Below are 16,799 nucleotides of genomic sequence, written 5' to 3'. Positions count from 1 at the left end.
TGCTCAATCTATCTCGCGGTCGTAGCGACGTGCAGTGTTGGTTTGCGTCACATTAGGGACCTCCGTTGCAGAAGTCCGATCAGCGCAGGTGCACAATTGGGGTCAGGTGAACGACGGGTAACCTACCTCCCGGCGATTCACCGAGAGTCGCATGAACACCGCCAAAGCGCCCGCGCCAAGCGAACTCACCCGCCGGTGGGTAGCTGAGAAGGACAAGGAAGTCGATCTACCCGTGCCGAACGCTGCGAAGAGTGAAAAGACCGATGTAGTTCTCATCGGCGCAGGCATCATGAGTGCCACGCTGGGCGCGCTGCTGCGGCAGCTGCAGCCGGACTGGACGATCTCGGTGTTCGAGCGGCTCGACGCCGCCGCCGCGGAGAGCAGCGACCCGTGGAACAACGCGGGTACCGGCCACTCGGCGCTGTGCGAGCTCAACTACAGCCCGCAGAACGCCGACGGCTCGGTCGACGTGAGCAAGGCCGTCGACATCAACGAGCGCTTCCAGGTCTCGCGCCAGTTCTGGGCCTCGGCTGTCGACACCGGCGTCCTGGACGACCCCTCGGGCTTCATCAACCCCATCCCGCACGTCAGCTTCGTGCACGGCGCCGACAACGTCGACTACCTGCGCAAGCGCTACGAGGCACTCGCCCCGCACCCGCTGTTTCGCGGCATGGAGTACATCGACACCCCCGACGAGTTCGCCGCGCGCCTGCCGCTGATGGCCAAGGGCCGCGACTTCAGCGACCCGATCGCGCTGAACTGGTCCGACGGCGGCACCGATATCGACTTCGGCGCGCTCACCAAGCAGCTGCTCGCCTACATCGGCTACTCCGGCGGCGAGATCGGCTTCGGTACCGAGGTCCGCAACCTCGACAAGCAGTCCGACGGTTCCTGGAACGTCACCGTGCGCAACCTGCGCACCTACCGGTCGCGCACCATCAACGCGAAGTTCGTCTTCGTCGGCGCCGGTGGTGGCGCGCTGCCGCTGCTGCAGAAGGCCGGTATCTCCGAGGCCAAGGGCTTCGGTGGCTTCCCGATCAGCGGCCAGTTCCTGCGCTCCACCAACCCTGAGCTGATCGCCGCGCACGAGGCCAAGGTCTACGGCAAGGCCGCCGTCGGCGCGCCGCCCATGTCGGTGCCGCACCTCGACACCCGCGTGATCAACGGCCGCAAGGGCCTGCTGTTCGGCCCCTACGCCGGCTGGACCCCCAAGTTCCTCAAGGACGGTTCCAACACCGACCTGTTCAAGTCGATCAAGCCGAACAACATCGCTTCGCTCGTCGGCGTCGGTCTCACCGAGATGGGCCTGACCAAGTACCTGGTCGAAGAGCTGCTCAAGTCGCAGAACGGCAAGGTGGGCGTGCTCGGCGAGTTCCTGCCGCGTGCGCAGGGCCGCGACTGGGAGCTGATCACCGCCGGTCAGCGCGTGCAGGTCATCCGTCGTAAGGGCGCCGGTGGGGTGCTCGAGTTCGGCACCGCGGTCATCTCCGCCGAGGACGGCTCGATCGCCGGTCTGCTCGGTGCGTCGCCGGGTGCCTCGACCTGTGTCACCGCCATGCTCGACGTGATGCAGCGGTGTTTCCCGCAGCAGTACGCGGGCTGGACGCCGCAGCTGCAGACGATGATCCCCTCGCTGGGGCAGAAGCTGTCGGAGAACCAGGCCCTGTTCCAGGAAGTGTGGGACTGGACCAGCAAGTCGCTGAAGCTGGACCGCGACAACGCGCCTGCACGCGAGCAGGTCTCGAGCCTCGCGCAGGTGTGAGTGCCGAACTGAGGCGGTCGTGGGCGGCGGATCTCGATACCGCCACCCTCTACCGGCTGTTGCGACTGCGTGTCGAGGTGTTCGTCGTCGAGCAGGAATGCGCCTATCCCGAGTTGGACGGGCGTGATCTGCTCGCGGCGACGCGGCATTTCTGGCTCGACGACGGCGGTGAGATCGTCGGTACGTTGCGGCTGCTCGAAGAGGTTGTCGACGGTGTGACGAGTTGCCGGATCGGGCGGGTGTGCGTAGCGGTGAACGCCCGTAAGCACGGGTACACGACCCGGCTGATGCGGGCCGCGCTCGCTGAAATCGGTTCGGTCACTGTGCGATTGGATGCTCAGTCGCATCTGGTCGGGATGTACGCGAAGTTCGGGTTTGTCGTCGATGGGGCGGAATACGATGACGACGGGATCATGCACGTGCCGATGCGGCGGGGTTAGTTCGTTCGCTGTCGCGCCGGTGGGTGGGGGTGACCGGGGTTTGAGTAGTCCCAGATGGTTTGACGCTGTGTTTATTGGAGCGCTGGCGCGCTCGAGTCGCGGCCCCGAGGGGCCGCCGGTTAGGCACCGGTGCTTGCTCCTTCGTCGCCTACGCACCGGCGCCTAACCGGCGACCCGGCCGCGACCGGCCACTTCGTGGCCGTCCCTTCCTAGGGGTCGGGAGTGCGGTGGTTGGGTTGGGTGGGTTGTGGAAGACGGGGACAGGCCGGTGTGCACGGTGTGGTGGTCGGGAGTGTGGTGGTTGGGTTGGGTGGGTTGTGGAAGACGGGGACAGGCCGGTGTGCACGGTGTGGTGGTCGGGAGTGTGGTGGTTGGGTTGGGTGGGTTGTGGAAGACGGGGAAAGGCTGCGTGTGCGGTGTGGTGGTGGGGGAGTGCGGTTGCGGGCATTTGCGTCGTCGGTGCCCGAGGGGTGGGTGGGTTTGCGGCGCGCATAGAGTTGGGGTGTGCCTGGTTTTGCTGATGTTGCCGCTGGTCCGCACACCGCCGCGCGTGTGGGGGGTGAGGCGGGGTTTCCGTTCTCGGCTGTGGTGGGGCAGGAGCGGCTGCAGTTGGCGTTGATCTTGTCGGCCGTGCATCCCGGGATCGGTGGGGTGCTGGTCCGGGGCGAGAAGGGGACGGCGAAGTCGACCGTGGTGCGGGCGCTTGCGCAGTTGCTGCCGCCGGTGGTCGACGAGACGGGGGCACGGCCCGCTCGGTTGGTGGAGTTGCCGGTTGGTGCCACTGAGGATCGCGTGGTCGGCTCGCTGGATCTCGAGCGGGTGCTGCGCGACGGGGAACAGGCGTTCCGGCCGGGGTTGCTCGCCGCGGCCCACCACGGGGTGCTGTACGTGGACGAAGTGAACCTGCTGCACGACCACCTGGTGGATGTGCTGCTCGACGCGGCGGCGATGGGGCGCGTGCACGTCGAGCGTGATGGTGTCTCGCACTCGCATCCGGCGCGGTTCGTGCTGGTGGGGACGATGAACCCCGAAGAGGGGGAGTTGCGGCCGCAGCTGCTGGACCGGTTCGGGCTCACCGTCGATGTGGCGGCCTCGCGTGAGGTCGATGTGCGGATGGCGGTGGTGCGCCGTCGCCTCGACTACGAGGCCGACCCGGCCGCGTTCGCTGCCCGCTATGTCGACGCCGATCAGAGGGTGGCCGAACGTATTCTGACCGCGCGGGACCGGCTGCCCGATGTCGCGCTGGACAATGCGGAGCTGCGCCGGATCGCGGCGCTGTGCGCGTCGTTCGATGTGGACGGGATGCGCGCCGACCTGGTCGTCGCCAGGACCGCGACCGCGCACGCGGCGTGGCGCGGGCGGGATCGGGTCACCGAGGACGATGTGCGGATCGCGGCGGAACTCGCGCTGCCGCATCGGCGTCGGCGGGATCCGTTCGACGAGCCGGGAATCAGTGAGCAGCAGCTCGACGAGGCGATGGAGGAGGCGGCGGCTGAGGTCGACAAGGCTTCGGGGGATGAGGAATTCGACGGTCCGCACGGATCAGGTGAGGGCGGGAACGGTCGCCTGGACCAGGATGAAAGCCGTGTCGACGGTAGCGATCGCGCGGCGGATTTCGACCCGGGTGACCTGGGCGATGAGCGGTCGCGAGGCCGTGGTCAGGATGCAACCGACGGTGACGGCCAGGGCCCGGACGACGAGGGGCCTGATGGTGGCGGTCCGGCCGGTGGTCCCGACGATGATGGCCCGGACGACCAGGGGCCGGACGGTGGTAGACCGGGCAGGGGCGGACCGAACGGCACCGGTGGCGAAGGTGATCGGGCGGACAACTCCAGCTCCGACGGCAACGGTTCGCGTCCCGGCCACGAAAGGGTTTCGGGCACACCGACTTCGGCGGCAAAGCCGGCCCCGCGCTGGGAGGTCCCCGGTATCGGCGAAGGTGCCCCCGGCCGACGTTCGCGCGCCCGGACCCGGACCGGTCGCACGGTCCGACCCGACACCGACCCGTCCACCGGCCTGCACCTGCTCGGCACGATCTTCGCCGCCGCACCGAAACAATTCGAGCGCGGCAGGCTCAGTGGCCCACTCGCCCTGGCGACCGAAGATCTGCGCGGCGCGTATCGCGAAGGTCGAGAAGGCAATCTGGTCGTGTTCGTCGTCGACGCGTCCGGTTCGATGGCCGCGCGCGACCGCCTCACCGCGGTGACCGGCGCCATCGTCACCCTGCTGCGCGATGCCTACCAGCGCCGCGACAAGGTGGCCGTGATCAGCGTCCGCGGTAGCGAAGCCGAACTGGTCCTACCGCCCACCTCTTCGGTCGACATCGCCGTCCGCCGGTTGGCCGGAATGCGTACCGGCGGCAAAACCCCCCTCGCCGCAGGCTTGCTGAAGGCCCGCGAGGTGATCGCTCGCGAACACGTCCGCGACCCCCGCCGTCGCCCGATGCTGGTGCTGCTCACCGACGGCCGTGCCACCGGCGGCACCGACCCACTCCCGCGCGCCCGCACCGCCGCCAAGCTGATCGCCGCCGAGGGTCACACCGCGATGGTGATCGACTGCGAACGCGGCATGATCCGCCTCGGCTTGGCCGCCGAACTGGCCCGCGACCTGCGCGCCCGATACCTGCGCTTGAACGAACTGACCGGCGAGACGGTGGCTGACGTCGTCCGCGCCACCGCCGGGCCCGCTCGCGCGGCGTAAGCCGCCGCCACGCGAACGGCAAGCGAGACTCAGGCGATCGTCGACCGGATCAGCTGACGCGGATGAAGTGCGATGCCGTCCGGCATCACCCGCTGACGGCAGTCAGGCGGATCGCGGCGTACGGCGATGCAGGTGCCCAGCCCTGTGAGTGCCGCGGCCGCACCCTGATAGAAATGGTGACGAACCGGCACGCACGGCCGACGGACGCAATGGTGGCAGAGCCGGGCGTGCGACCGACGTCCACCGCGAGGTCGCGAAGAACCCGCACAGCGAGTGCGTCGAGAAGAGGAGTTTCTGTGCCCAAAGGTGTTCCGGAGAGCGTCCCCGAGGACGGTCTGACCACTCGGCAGCGGCGTAACCAGCCGGTGCTCGCCGTGCACACCGGGCCGGGCAAAGGCAAGTCCACCGCGGCGTTCGGGATGGCGTTGCGGGCCTGGAATCAGGGCTTCGACGTGGCGGTCTTCCAGTTCGTGAAGAGCGCAAAGTGGAAGGTCGGCGAAGAAGCCGCCTTCCGCACCCTCGGCACCCTGCACGAGCAGACCGGCGCGGGTGGCGCGGTCGAGTGGCACAAGATGGGCGAAGGCTGGTCCTGGACGCGCAAACACGGCACCGAGGAAGACCACGCGGCCGCCGCCCTGTCCGGCTGGCAGGAGATCGCCCGCCGCCTCGCCGCCGAACAGCACCGCTTCTACGTCCTCGACGAGTTCACCTACCCGCTCAAATGGGGCTGGGTCGACATCGACGAAGTCGTCGACACCCTCACCCACCGCCCCGGCAACCAGCACGTCGTCATCACCGGCCGCGACGCACCACAGGCCCTGATCGAGGCGGCCGACCTGGTCACCGAGATGACGAAGGTCAAGCACCCGATGGACGCGGGCCGCAAGGGGCAGCGCGGCATCGAATGGTGATCGAGTCCGCGACCGGGCCGGCCGCGCGCGCCGTGGTCAACGGTGCGGCCATCCGGCGCGCATCGGGCCGCGGGCCCCACGCGATGTGTCGTTCTCGGGGTGGTTCGAGAGGCGCTGCGATCGATGCGGGAATCGCCGCAGAGCGAATCGTGCTGCGAGATCGAGGTACAGGGTGATGAGCGCGCCCGCCGTGGTGATCGCCGCGCCTGCCTCGGGTAGCGGGAAAACCACGCTGGCGACCGGGCTGATCGGTGCGCTGCGCCGGGCCGGGCATCGGGTGGCGCCGTTCAAGGTGGGACCCGACTACATCGACCCCGGCTATCACGGGCTCGCGGCCGGGCGACCGGGGCGCAACCTGGATCCCGTTCTGGTGGGCGAGGATCGGGTGGTGCCGCTGTATAGGCACGGCGCGCAGGGCTGCGATATCGCGATCGTCGAGGGCGTGATGGGCCTGTTCGACGGCCGGATCGACGAGAACCGCACCGATGCGATCGCCGAGGGATCCACCGCGCAGGTGGCCGGACTGCTCGGGGCACCGGTGGTCCTGGTGGTCGACGCTCGCGGACATTCCCAAAGCCTCGCCGCGCTCCTGCACGGCTTCGCCACCTACGACTCCTCGGTCCGCCTCGGCGGGGTGATCCTCAATCGCGTCGGCAGCGAGCGCCACGAACAAGTCCTGCGCGCAGCCTGCGATCGCGCCGGGCTCCCGGTTCTCGGCGCCCTGCCCCGCATGGCCGAATTGGAAGTTCCCTCACGACATTTGGGCCTCATCCCCGCCGTCGAACACGGCACGGCCGCCACCGCCGCCGTCGATGCGATGACCGAACTCGTTGCGGCACACATCGATCTGCGCGCGATAGTCGCGCTGGCCGGAGGCTCGGCCCAGGGGCCCGCATGGGACCCGCGCGCAGAACTGGCCGCTGCCGCTGAACATGCAACCTCGACCGAACTCGATGAGGGCAGCGCTCCCGCGACGACCGACGCACCATCGACGTCCTTCGATCAGCCTGCGGCGACCTCATCGACTCGATCAGGCAAAGGTCCATTGATCGCGATGGCGGGTGGTCCCGCGTTCACCTTCGGGTACGCCGAGCATCGGGAACTGCTGGACGCAGCGGGAGCGCGGGTGGTCGTCTTCGATCCACTGTCCGACGAACTCCCGCTCGGCACAGCGGGATTGGTGCTGCCGGGCGGGTTTCCGGAGGAGCACGCGGGCGAGCTTTCCGCCAACGAGCGACTACGCGCCGCAGTCGCTGACGGCGCGGCGAAAGGTCTGCCGATCCACGCCGAATGCGCGGGTCTGCTCTACCTCACCCGTTCCCTCGACGGCCATCCGATGGCGGGGGTCATCGACGCCGACGCCGAATTCGGCCCGCGCCTGACGCTGGGCTATCGCGACGCCGTCGCCCTGCACGACTCCGCCCTTTGGCGGGCGGGGGCCCGAGTGCGCGGTCACGAATTCCATCGCACGCGCCTGGCCCGCACCGGCGCCGAGAACGCCGCCTGGGGCTGGCGGACAACGGGTTCCGTCGTCGAAGGCGCCGTGGTCCGCCAGGTACACGCCTCCTACCTACACACCCACCCGGCGGGAAACCCCAGCGCGATCGCGGGGTTCGTCGCTGTCGCAAGCCGATTCGACCACTGATGGTGCCGCCTGCCGACGGTGGGGGCCGGGTAACCGGGGTGCTCGCTGTCGCGGTGGGAATCGGTCTGCGACCGGGTGCCGATGCCGAGCGGATCGTGCGTGCGGTCGAGTCGGTGGTCGGGGACCTCCACGTCGCCTGCCTGGCGACTCTCGACAGCCGGTCCGCCGAGGCGGGCGTTCGCGCAGCCGCCGCGATGCTCGGCGTCCCTGTGGTCGCGTACACGGCCGGTGAGTTGGCCGGGGTCGATGTGCAGTATGCCTCGGACCGCACGTCGGTTGCCGTCGGAACGCCCAGTGTCGCGGAGGCCGCGGCACTGCTCGCGGGTGATGGTGAACTTGTCTGCGGCAGAACAATTGTCGACGGAATAGTGGTCGCCGCCGCGTCGACTTCGCGGCGATCGCCGACGCCGAAATAAATTCGCTGGGCAAGCTCGATCGCGCGCAGTAAATTCATTTCAGCAGTTGCGAGGCGGACCGGATCTGATCGGTTACCACTCGGGATGGGGATGTCGCAGGTTCGACTCCTGCCCGTCGTCGGAAGACGGCGGTAGCTCAGCTGGTAGAGCACCTGTACCGGTCGGGACACACACGTCCGCCGAGCAACTGTCCACCGTGAACGAGCAGGACGGACCGGATTCGGTCGGTTATCTGGCACGACCTTAGGGTCCACCGCTTCATCACGCTCGGCACGGAATCCGGGACGTACTACGTCAATGCCAAGACTTTGACGGCGGACAACGCTGAATTCATCATCGAATACGCCGCCGAGCACACCGCCGTCCTGGTTCGCGAGATCGTCGAGATCTCCACCTCCGGGCGCGCGCCGGGCCAGCACCCGGCCCTGTTCGCGCTGGCCGCCGCCGCATCACTCGGTGATGTCGACGGTCGTCGAGCCGCGTTCGCCGCGCTGCCGCTGGTCGCGCGCACGGGTACGCACCTGTTCCTGTTCGCTGGCTATGCCGAGCAGTTCCGTGGCTGGGGTCGTGGGCTGCGGCGTGCCGTCGCGTACTGGTACCTGGACAAGCCGGTCGAGGACCTGGCGTTTCAGGTGGTCAAGTACCGGCAGCGCGAGGGCTGGTCGAATCGCGACCTGCTGCGTCTGTCGCACCCGGCCACCATCGACGACGACCGGCGCAGGCTGTTCGACTGGATCTGTGGCCGCGCACCGGAGCTGGACGGTGGGCTGCCGATCTCGGCGCGCGAGGCCTCGGCCGCGCTCGTTCTGGTCACCGCACGCACCGAGCCGCAGCACCAGATCGTCGGGTTCACCTCGGGCGGTCGGGGGTGGCAGGGGGCACGCGGCCTGTCCGAGCTGGCGATCTCGCCGCGTCAGCGGCTCGACGATGCGGTGCGGGCGGTGTCGAATCTGCCGTTCGGCGGCACCGACTGCTCACTGCCCATCCTGCACGCGCTGGACAAGGGCATCGAGGTCGATGTGTTTTCGATCTACACCGACAGCGAGACATGGGCGGGAACGGTGCACCCGCACCAGGCGCTGGCCCGGTACCGCCGTGAGGTGAACCCGCGGGCCAAGCTCGTGGTGGTCGGCATGACCGCGACGAAGTTCAGCATCGCCGATCCCGACGACGCGGGCATGCTCGACGTCGCGGGCTTCGACGCCGCGGTGCCGTCGCTACTGGCCGACTTCGCTACGGGCGCATAAGAGGTAAGAAATCGGAGCCGCCGCGACCTCGTTGTCGCGGCGGCGCCTTTTCTTCTCGCGCGAGAGTTCCGTCAAGGGGCGACGGAGGACCAATCGGCGAAACCTGTGGGGTCGTGGCGGCCCATGGAGGCGTGTTCGAACAGGCCCCACCCTTCGGCGTCACCGCAGCGGGCGTAGCCGATGTGGTCGATCACGCCGTAGGGGGTGCGGGCCTTGATCGCGGGGTCGGTGAGGTCGTAACTGCTCGACAACGACCAGTTCTCGCCCATCCAGCGACCGTGGGTCCAGTCGGGGTCGGCGCCGTAACCGCAGCCGACATGCAGCGCGATCCCGGGGCGCGATTCGACCTCCACCTCGAGCGGCTTTCCATCGGGGGTGGTCATGTCGAGGCGCACCGACTTCGGGTGCCGGGTGCCGGACTCGTAGGTCCAGTGCATGCGGGGCCAGCCGAGTTGTTCCTTGCGGCCGTCGTTCCAGATCCGCACCGCGTTGTTGAGCGTGCGGGTGCCGTCGGGTTCCTCCTGCACGATCACCACGATCGAGAAATCCTGGAACCGCAGCGGCGCGTAGAGCCACCAGAAGCCGTCCATGCCGGTGGGTCGACCGGCTGGTTCCGGCTCACCGGAGGGCCGGATGCCCCACGAGCGGTCGCGGCTGCCGGTCCAGACCGCCGGATCCACGGTGTAGTCGATGCCGTCGACGGCGAGAGTGCCCTCCCACGAACCTGATTGGGCGAAGCGCGAGGCCTCGATGATGGGCCGGGTGCCGGACAGGATCAGGTGCGGCTGCTCCTGCACGGCGGGCTGCGCGCCGGTCCAGGTCAGGTCGAAACCGAGATCGTCGTGTTCGCACACGACCCGAAGCTTCTGCAGCGGCTCGATCACCTCGATCCGGTAGCCACCGACGGCGGTGTTCAGGTCGCGCGAGCGGAGCGCGTCGGAGAACCGCACGCTGCGCTGGACCTCACCGTGGCGCACGGTCGCGAACGCGTCGACTACGCCGAGGTTCGGGTACACACCGAACCCGGTGACCAGCATCGCGTCGCCGGCGGGGTCGAAGGCATTGAAGTAGTAGCGGTCGTAAAAGTTCCGGTCGCTGGTGGCCGCTCGCGCCAGCGACAGCGGTGTCTGATGGACCGGGTATTCGTCCAGGGGGACGGGCATGACAGCGCTCATAATCAGTCCCATTCGTAGGTGCCGTCGAGCAGCGCCTCGAGGCTGAGGCGGTGCATCACGTAGTCGTCGAGTTCGGCGGGCACGGTGTCCTCGCCGAAGTGGATCATCCGGCACTTGATCCTGGCCATCACGATCGCATGCCGCAGGGCGGCGTAGACGATGTAGAAGTCCAGGTTCTGGACCGAATGTCCGGTGATCTCTTCATATTTCGCCACCACCGCGTCGCGGCGCAGGAAGTCCGCGAGACCGGGCTGGTCGAAGCGGGTGGCGATGTCCTGGAAGAACCGGTGGATGAAAATGGTCCAGCCCAGGTCCAGTTCGCGCGGCGCGAACGTCGCCATCTCCCAGTCCAGCACCGCCGCCGGGGTGAACCCCTCGAACAGGATGTTGCCGGGTCGGGCGTCGCCCCAGTTCAGCACCTCGGGACCGGGATCGGCGGGCCAGTTGGCCTCGAGCCAGTCGAAAGTTCGCTCGATCAGCGGTACTTCGACGCCGTGGTCGGTCAGCGCCCACTTGTACCAGGCGCGCTGGGCCTCGAAATGCCTGCGCAGCCCGGTGCCCGCACCGTCGAGCAGCGGAAAGCGCTCTGCCACCTTGTCGATGGCGTGCACCTGGGCGATCACCTCGACCGTCGCGTCCGCCACCAGTTCGCGTTCGGCGGCGGTCGCGTCGAACAGCCAGCCGAAGAACACGTACGGCGGATTGTCCGACGGCGCCCTACCCTCGACCCGCTCCATCACGATGAACGGCGAGCCGAACACGGAATCGTCGAGTTCGAGCCAGCGCAGCGGCGGGACGGCGACTTCGGACGCCGCGGCTACACCGGCCATCACCTGGTACTGCATCGCCAGGTCATAGGACTCGAACACCGGGAACGAGCTGTCCTCCGGCGCCATCCGGATGACGAAGGACCCCTGCTCGCTGCCCCCGTCCGCCTGCCACTCGGCGTCGAACAGAATGGTGGTGCTCGACATGCCGCCGGTGGACGGCTTGTCCAGATTGCTGACCATCGCCTCGGCGCCGACCTTGCCGGTCAGCCAGCGCGCCAACTTCCCCGCGAGCTCGTCCAGATCGCGCTCACTGACCGTGAGCGACATCTGAGCGGCCGGATCCTGATCTTCGGACATCTACGGGGTACCCCTATCACAAAAACCTGTAACGTGTGTCACTTCTGAGTACCGGACGGCCGACCGGAATGTAAGGGCGGCATCGGTCAGCGGGACTCAGGGTTGACAGCCGCAAAGATCGGGGTTTTCCCGGACGCGCCCGGCCGTTTCCTTCGATTAGCTTCGGTAACAACCGAACTCGATGAGGAGGCGTGGGTGACCACAGCGACCGCTGAACGTGCGCACGATGCTATCGCGAGCCCGCCGTCACCACCACCGACCTGGCATCCGCTCACCCGGCTCGCGTTCCGGTTCAGTGTCGCGTACCTGGGGCTTTTCTGTTTGTGGATGGCTCAGATCACCTTCGTCTTTCTCGGCGTCCTCGCCTTGCGGCTGCCGGAGGAGGCGATGCTCTGGCAGATGATCGCGCTCGAGCCGGTGAGCGAGTGGGTCGGCGAGCACGTGTTCGGGGTGGATGCGCGGCTGGCGATGAACGGCAGCGGTGATCAGGCCGCGATCTGGATCCAGTGTGGACTGGTCCTGGTGGCCGCGGTGCTGATCACGGTCGTGTGGTCGGTCCTCGACCGGCGCAGGCGCGCCTATCCACGGCTGCTGAGCTGGTTTCTCACCGCGCTGAGGTTGTTCGCCGGCGGGCAGATGCTGTTCTACGGGTTCGCGAAGCTGATCCCGACCCAGATGCCGGAACCCGCACTGATCGCTCTGCTCACTCGCGTCGGCGACCTGACCCCGATGGCGATGCTGTGGACGCAGGTCGGATCCTCGCCCGCCTACGAGATCGCGTTGGGTGCGGCCGAAGTGGTCGCCGGGCTGCTGCTGTTCTGGCCGCGCACCGCGACGCTGGGCGCCATGCTGAGCGTGGTCAGTATGGCGCAGGTGTTCCTGCTGAACCTGACCTTCGACGTCCCGGTGAAGATGCTGGCCGGGCATCTGCTGCTGATGGGGTTGGTGCTGCTCGCTCCCCAGGCCCGCAGGCTGGCGAATATCCTCGTGCTGGAACGAGATTCGGGACCGGCGGTGCAACCACCGCTGTTCGCGTCGCCGCGGGCGAACCGGTGGGCGACCGTGGCGCAAGTCGCGGTCGGGCTGTGGATCACGGTGGGAATGGTCTATGCCGGCATGGAGAGCTGGCGCGAATACGGCGGCGGCGCACCGAAACCCGAGCTGTACGGCATCTGGGAAGTCGGCGAGTTCACCGTCGACGGAACCCCGATCCCACCGCTCACCACCGACCCGACGCGCTGGCAGCGCCTCGTCATCGATGTGGAATCCGCGGGCTACCAGCGAATGGACGACACGATCGTGCCGGTGCTGGCCACGACCGACCCGGCGGCGAACACGATGACACTGTCCGCCGCACCAACCGGCCCGGCCGAAAGCCCCAAACCCTACGCGACATTCACCATCGACAAGACCTCGGCGGACACGCTGACCCTGCGCGGAGAACTCGACGGCCGCCCCGCGACGATCACTGTCGAACGCGCCGACCTCGACAGTTTCCCTCTGCGCAGCACGGACTTCCGCTGGGTCCAGAACCAGCCGCATTTCAGCTGAGATCGGGCCGGGTGCCGCCGATGTCCTCGAACCAGAGGTCGGGGTGGTCGGCGATGAACTCGCTCATCATCGACACACACCGTGGATCGTCGAGCACGACCACCCGCACCCCGTGTTCGGCCAGCCAGTCGTGTCCGCCGTGGAAGGTCCGCGCCTCGCCGATGATCACGGTGCCGATCCCGAACTGGCGCACCAAGCCGCTGCAATACCAGCACGGCGACAGCGTGGTGACCATGATCGTCGGGCGGTAGTCGCGGCGCCGCCCCGCCGCACGGAAGGCGTCGGTTTCGGCGTGCACGCTCGGATCGTCGTTCTGGACGCGACGGTTGTGCCCGCGCCCGAGCAGGGTGCCGTCGGCATCGAACAGGGCGGCGCCGATCGGGATGCCACCCTCGGCCAGACCTCGGCGCGCTTCGTCGTAGGCCACCTCGAGGAGTGCGTCCGGCTGGGTCATGGATTCCACTGTCCCGCCTGCCGGGCGGGTTGGCAACGCGGGACACGCTCGACGATCAGATCCCGTCTGTCGGCGGGTGCGTTCGGGCCGCATCGAACCAGGAACTAGGCTGGGATACTGTGCCGAACACCGCTGACACCGCATCGACCCCGCCCGCAGGCGACCCGAACTACCTGGTCGGGCTCGATCTGCGGGGACGCAGAGTGGTCGTGGTCGGTGGTGGAACGGTCGCCCAGCGCAGGCTGGGACTACTTGTCGCCGCCGGTGCTGATGTGCACGTGATCAGCCGGGCCGTCACTCCGGCCGTCGAAGGCATGGGGACGGCGGGACAGCTGAGTATCGAACTGCGCGCCTACGCCGACGGTGATCTCGACGGCGCCTGGTACGCGATGGCCTGCACCGACGAACCCGAGACCAACGCCGCGGTGGTCGCCGAAGCCACGGCCCGGCGCATCTTCTGCGTCCGCGCCGACATCGCCAGGGACGGCACCGCGGTCACCCCGGCGACCGCCCGCTACGACGGACTTTCACTCGGCGTGCTCGCCGGTGGCGCGCACCGCCGCTCGGCCGCCGTGCGCAACGGCCTGCTCGAAGCGCTGCAATCCGGTGTGGTGACCGATGATTCGGAGCCGGTGACCCCGGGCGTCGCGCTGGTCGGCGGCGGCCCCGGCGATCCAGACCTGATCACCGTGCGTGGGCGCAGGCTCCTTGCCCGCGCCGATCTGGTCGTCGCCGACCGGCTCGCCCCGCCGGAACTGCTCGCCGAACTCGGCCCGCACGTCGAGGTGATCGACGCCGCGAAGATCCCGTACGGCCGGTCGATGGCGCAGGAGGCGATCAACCTCGCGCTGGTCGAGGGCTTCAAGGCAGGCAAGTTCGTGGTCCGGCTCAAAGGCGGCGACCCGTACGTGTTCGGCCGCGGCTACGAGGAACTCGAGGCGTGCACCGAGGCCGGTATCCCGGTGACCGTGGTGCCCGGTGTGACGAGTCCGATCTCGGTGCCCGGCGCGGCCGGTATCCCGGTGACCCATCGCGGGGTGACGCACGAGTTCGTCGTCGTGAGTGGACACGTCGCCCCCGATCACCCCGATTCGCTCGTCGACTGGTCGGCGCTGGCCAAGCTGCGCGGCACCATCGTGCTGATGATGGCGGTCGAGCGGATCGACAAGTTCGCCGCCGCCCTGCTCGCCGGTGGTCGCCCGAGCGATACCCCGGCCGCGGTCATTCAGGAGGGCACCCTGCGTACTCAGCGGGTGGTGCGGGCCGACCTCGCCACGGTCGCCGATCGGGTCAAGGAAGAGGGCATCCGCCCGCCCGCGATCATCGTCATCGGCCCCACGGCGGGCTTCGGCCTCGACTAGCTTCACCGACGGCGCGCCCACTCGGTGCCGGTGCGCCAATTACACTGCCTGACTGTGCTCGATAAACCCGCTGCGACGATGCAGTATCCGGTGAAGCAGCGGGCGTTCGGCCTGGCCATTCTCGTGCTGAGCGGTCTGCAGTTCATGGTGGTGCTCGACGGCACCGTCGTGATCTTCGCCCTGCCGCGCCTGCAGCAGGACATGGGGCTGTCCAGTTCGGGCAGCGCCTGGACGGTGACCGCCTACGGCCTCACTTTCGCGGGGTTGATGCTGCTCGGCGGCAGGCTCGGCGACGCGTTCGGCCGCAAACGCATGCTGATCTGGGGCGTCGGCCTGTTCACCGCGGCCTCGCTGGCGTGTGGTCTGGCCACCGGCGAGGCGATGTTGCTGATCTCGCGCGCCTTCCAGGGCGCGGGCGCCGCGATCGCGGCACCGACCGCGTTCGCGCTGGTCGCGACGACATTCGCACCGGGACCGGCCCGAAATCAGGCGATCGCGATCGTCGGCTCGATGGCAGGCATCGGTTCGGTCGGTGGTCTCATCGTCGGCGGTGCGCTGACCGAGGTCGGGTGGCGCTGGATCTTCCTGATCAACGTTCCGATCGGCGCGCTCATCGTGCTCGGCGCGATCTACAAGCTCACCGACACCGAACACCACCGCACTCCGCTCGACATCAAGGGCGCGATCCTGGGCACCCTGGCCTGCGCGACGATCGTGTTCGGCGCCACCGAGGGGCCGGCCATGGGCTGGACGAGCCCGCTGATCCTCGGATCGCTGATCGGCGGTTTCGTGCTGCTGGTGGTCTTCGTCCTCGCCGAGCGACGCGAATCCGATCCGCTGCTGCCGTGGTCGCTGTTCGACAGCCGTGACCGGGTCGCCACTTTCGTCCTGATCTTCCTGGCCGGTGCGGTGCTCGGCGCGATGACGTTCTTCGTCGCCCAACTACTGCAGAACGTGCTCGGCTACAGCCCGCTGTGGGCCGGTATCGCCTCGATCCCGTTCACCATCGGCATCGGCGTCGGCGGTGCGGTGGCGTCCAAGGCCGCGCTGGTGATCGCGCCGCGCTGGTTGCTGGCCACCGCGGGGGTGGTGCTCGCCGTCGGCCTGCTGTTCGGGTCGACGCTGGACCGGCACGTGCAGTACCTGCCGACACTGTTGGCGCTGCTGCTGGTGATCGGCTTCGGCGTCGGGATGGCGATCGTGCTCGCGCCACTCTGCGTGCTGGTCGGGGTTCCGCCGTCGAACATCGGCCCGCTCTCGGCGGTGGGCCAGATGTTCCTGAGCTTGGCGACACCGATCGCAATCGGCCTGCTCAGCCCGATCGCGGCGTCACGCACGCTGTCCCTCGGGGGCAGCGACGCCCCCAGCGCGAACAGGACACCCGCCCAGATCGATGCTCTCAACAGCGGCTACACCCTGGTGCTGTTCATCTGCGCGATCATCGCCGCTGCCGCCGCCCTGGTCGCGCTGACCGTGCGCTACACCCCGCAGCAGCTGGCGCAGGCACAGCACGCGCAAGAAGAGGCCCAGCGGAGCTGAGGCTCCGCCGGGCCCGCGTCTCAGAGACGTCCGGTGACCTTGGTCGGCGTGACGCGGACGACGACCCGTTCCGCGTCGTCCACCGATGCCGGGTTGAACTCCCGGTACGGCTTGCCGGTGTACTTGAGTGACATCTCGTCGGGCAGCGCCCGTTCGGGATCCGGTGTGGTGGTGGCGGTTCCGCGCACCTCGGCGTAGAGGAACGGCCGCTCCGGCGGATTCACCATCACGGTGATCCGCGGATCACGCACCAGGTTCTTGGCCTGCTGTCGTGCGACGGTGGTGGAGAACACCAGGTCATCGCCCTCGCGCTTGATCCAGACCACGGTCAGATGCGGATGCCCGTTCGGCCCGACGGTGGCGACGGTCGCGTAGACCTTCTCCTCGTCGAGATAGGTTTTCAGCTCATCGGAAAGCACGGCGGTATCGGTCACGCTCCGGTGGAACGCTGAACGCGGCGAGCGCATTCCG

Annotated in this window: 14 protein-coding genes; 10 read left to right on the top strand and 4 right to left on the bottom strand. The window is 68.3% G+C overall.

Going from position 1 to position 16,799, the window contains the following annotated elements:
* Nucleotides 1–151: 151 nt before the first annotated feature.
* From mqo to ACWZHB_RS18990, 7 genes are all read left to right on the top strand, one after another.
* The gene (mqo, locus tag ACWZHB_RS19020) at nucleotides 152–1,762 is read left to right on the top strand and encodes a malate dehydrogenase (quinone) (protein WP_427903207.1); all 1,611 of its coding nucleotides are present in this window, start codon (nucleotides 152–154) and stop codon (nucleotides 1,760–1,762) included.
* Entirely contained in the window at nucleotides 1,759–2,202 is a 444-nt protein-coding gene (locus ACWZHB_RS19015; RefSeq protein ID WP_427903206.1) for a GNAT family N-acetyltransferase, read from the top strand. Before mqo ends, ACWZHB_RS19015 begins: the two co-directional genes overlap by 4 nt.
* 552 nt (nucleotides 2,203–2,754) lie before the next feature.
* Nucleotides 2,755–4,902, top strand: coding sequence for a magnesium chelatase subunit D family protein (locus tag ACWZHB_RS19010; protein ID WP_427909224.1), 2,148 nt, complete (start codon nucleotides 2,755–2,757; stop codon nucleotides 4,900–4,902).
* Between the two features lie 296 nt (nucleotides 4,903–5,198).
* Nucleotides 5,199–5,813, top strand: a complete 615-nt coding sequence (gene cobO, locus ACWZHB_RS19005) for a cob(I)yrinic acid a,c-diamide adenosyltransferase (RefSeq protein ID WP_427903205.1) — start codon at nucleotides 5,199–5,201, stop codon at nucleotides 5,811–5,813.
* Between the two features lie 175 nt (nucleotides 5,814–5,988).
* A complete protein-coding gene (locus ACWZHB_RS19000; protein ID WP_427903204.1) occupies nucleotides 5,989–7,458 on the top strand; it encodes a cobyrinate a,c-diamide synthase in 1,470 nt (489 codons plus the stop codon).
* Entirely contained in the window at nucleotides 7,458–7,874 is a 417-nt protein-coding gene (locus ACWZHB_RS18995) for a cobalamin biosynthesis protein (protein ID WP_427903203.1), read from the top strand. Before ACWZHB_RS19000 ends, ACWZHB_RS18995 begins: the two co-directional genes overlap by 1 nt.
* A 218-nt stretch (nucleotides 7,875–8,092) precedes the next feature.
* Nucleotides 8,093–9,121: a TROVE domain-containing protein gene (locus ACWZHB_RS18990; RefSeq protein WP_427909223.1), complete on the top strand. Its 1,029-nt coding sequence runs from the start codon at nucleotides 8,093–8,095 to the stop codon at nucleotides 9,119–9,121.
* 71 nt (nucleotides 9,122–9,192) lie between these two features.
* Here the strand turns inward: ACWZHB_RS18990 and ACWZHB_RS18985 are convergent, their stop codons facing one another.
* Nucleotides 9,193–10,284, bottom strand: coding sequence for a hypothetical protein (locus tag ACWZHB_RS18985; RefSeq protein ID WP_427903202.1), 1,092 nt, complete (start codon nucleotides 10,282–10,284; stop codon nucleotides 9,193–9,195).
* Between the two features lie 14 nt (nucleotides 10,285–10,298).
* Complete coding sequence (locus tag ACWZHB_RS18980; protein ID WP_427903201.1) at nucleotides 10,299–11,423, bottom strand: phosphotransferase family protein; 1,125 nt, start codon at nucleotides 11,421–11,423, stop codon at nucleotides 10,299–10,301.
* Nucleotides 11,424–11,618: 195 nt separating this feature from the next.
* On the opposite strand from ACWZHB_RS18980, the gene ACWZHB_RS18975 reads away from it, so the two are divergent.
* Nucleotides 11,619–12,974, top strand: coding sequence for a DoxX family protein (locus ACWZHB_RS18975; RefSeq protein WP_427903200.1), 1,356 nt, complete (start codon nucleotides 11,619–11,621; stop codon nucleotides 12,972–12,974).
* On the opposite strand, the gene ACWZHB_RS18970 is transcribed toward ACWZHB_RS18975, so the two are convergent.
* Nucleotides 12,967–13,428, bottom strand: coding sequence for a nucleoside deaminase (locus ACWZHB_RS18970; protein WP_427903199.1), 462 nt, complete (start codon nucleotides 13,426–13,428; stop codon nucleotides 12,967–12,969). The genes ACWZHB_RS18975 and ACWZHB_RS18970 overlap by 8 nt on opposite strands.
* Nucleotides 13,429–13,547: 119 nt before the next feature.
* On the opposite strand from ACWZHB_RS18970, the gene cobA reads away from it, so the two are divergent.
* Both cobA and ACWZHB_RS18960 read left to right on the top strand, forming a co-directional pair.
* Nucleotides 13,548–14,789, top strand: a complete 1,242-nt coding sequence (cobA, locus tag ACWZHB_RS18965) for a uroporphyrinogen-III C-methyltransferase (protein WP_427903198.1) — start codon at nucleotides 13,548–13,550, stop codon at nucleotides 14,787–14,789.
* A gap of 78 nt (nucleotides 14,790–14,867) precedes the next feature.
* Entirely contained in the window at nucleotides 14,868–16,328 is a 1,461-nt protein-coding gene (locus ACWZHB_RS18960; protein WP_427909222.1) for an MFS transporter, read from the top strand.
* A gap of 20 nt (nucleotides 16,329–16,348) precedes the next feature.
* On the opposite strand, the gene ACWZHB_RS18955 is transcribed toward ACWZHB_RS18960, so the two are convergent.
* Nucleotides 16,349–16,762, bottom strand: a complete 414-nt coding sequence (locus ACWZHB_RS18955; RefSeq protein ID WP_427903197.1) for a PPOX class F420-dependent oxidoreductase — start codon at nucleotides 16,760–16,762, stop codon at nucleotides 16,349–16,351.
* Nucleotides 16,763–16,799: the final 37 nt, after the last annotated feature.

It is taken from the genome of Nocardia sp. FBN12 (genome assembly GCF_054031145.1).
Note: the sequence above shows the minus strand (reverse complement) of the source record. Positions and strands in the feature narration are given on the sequence as shown.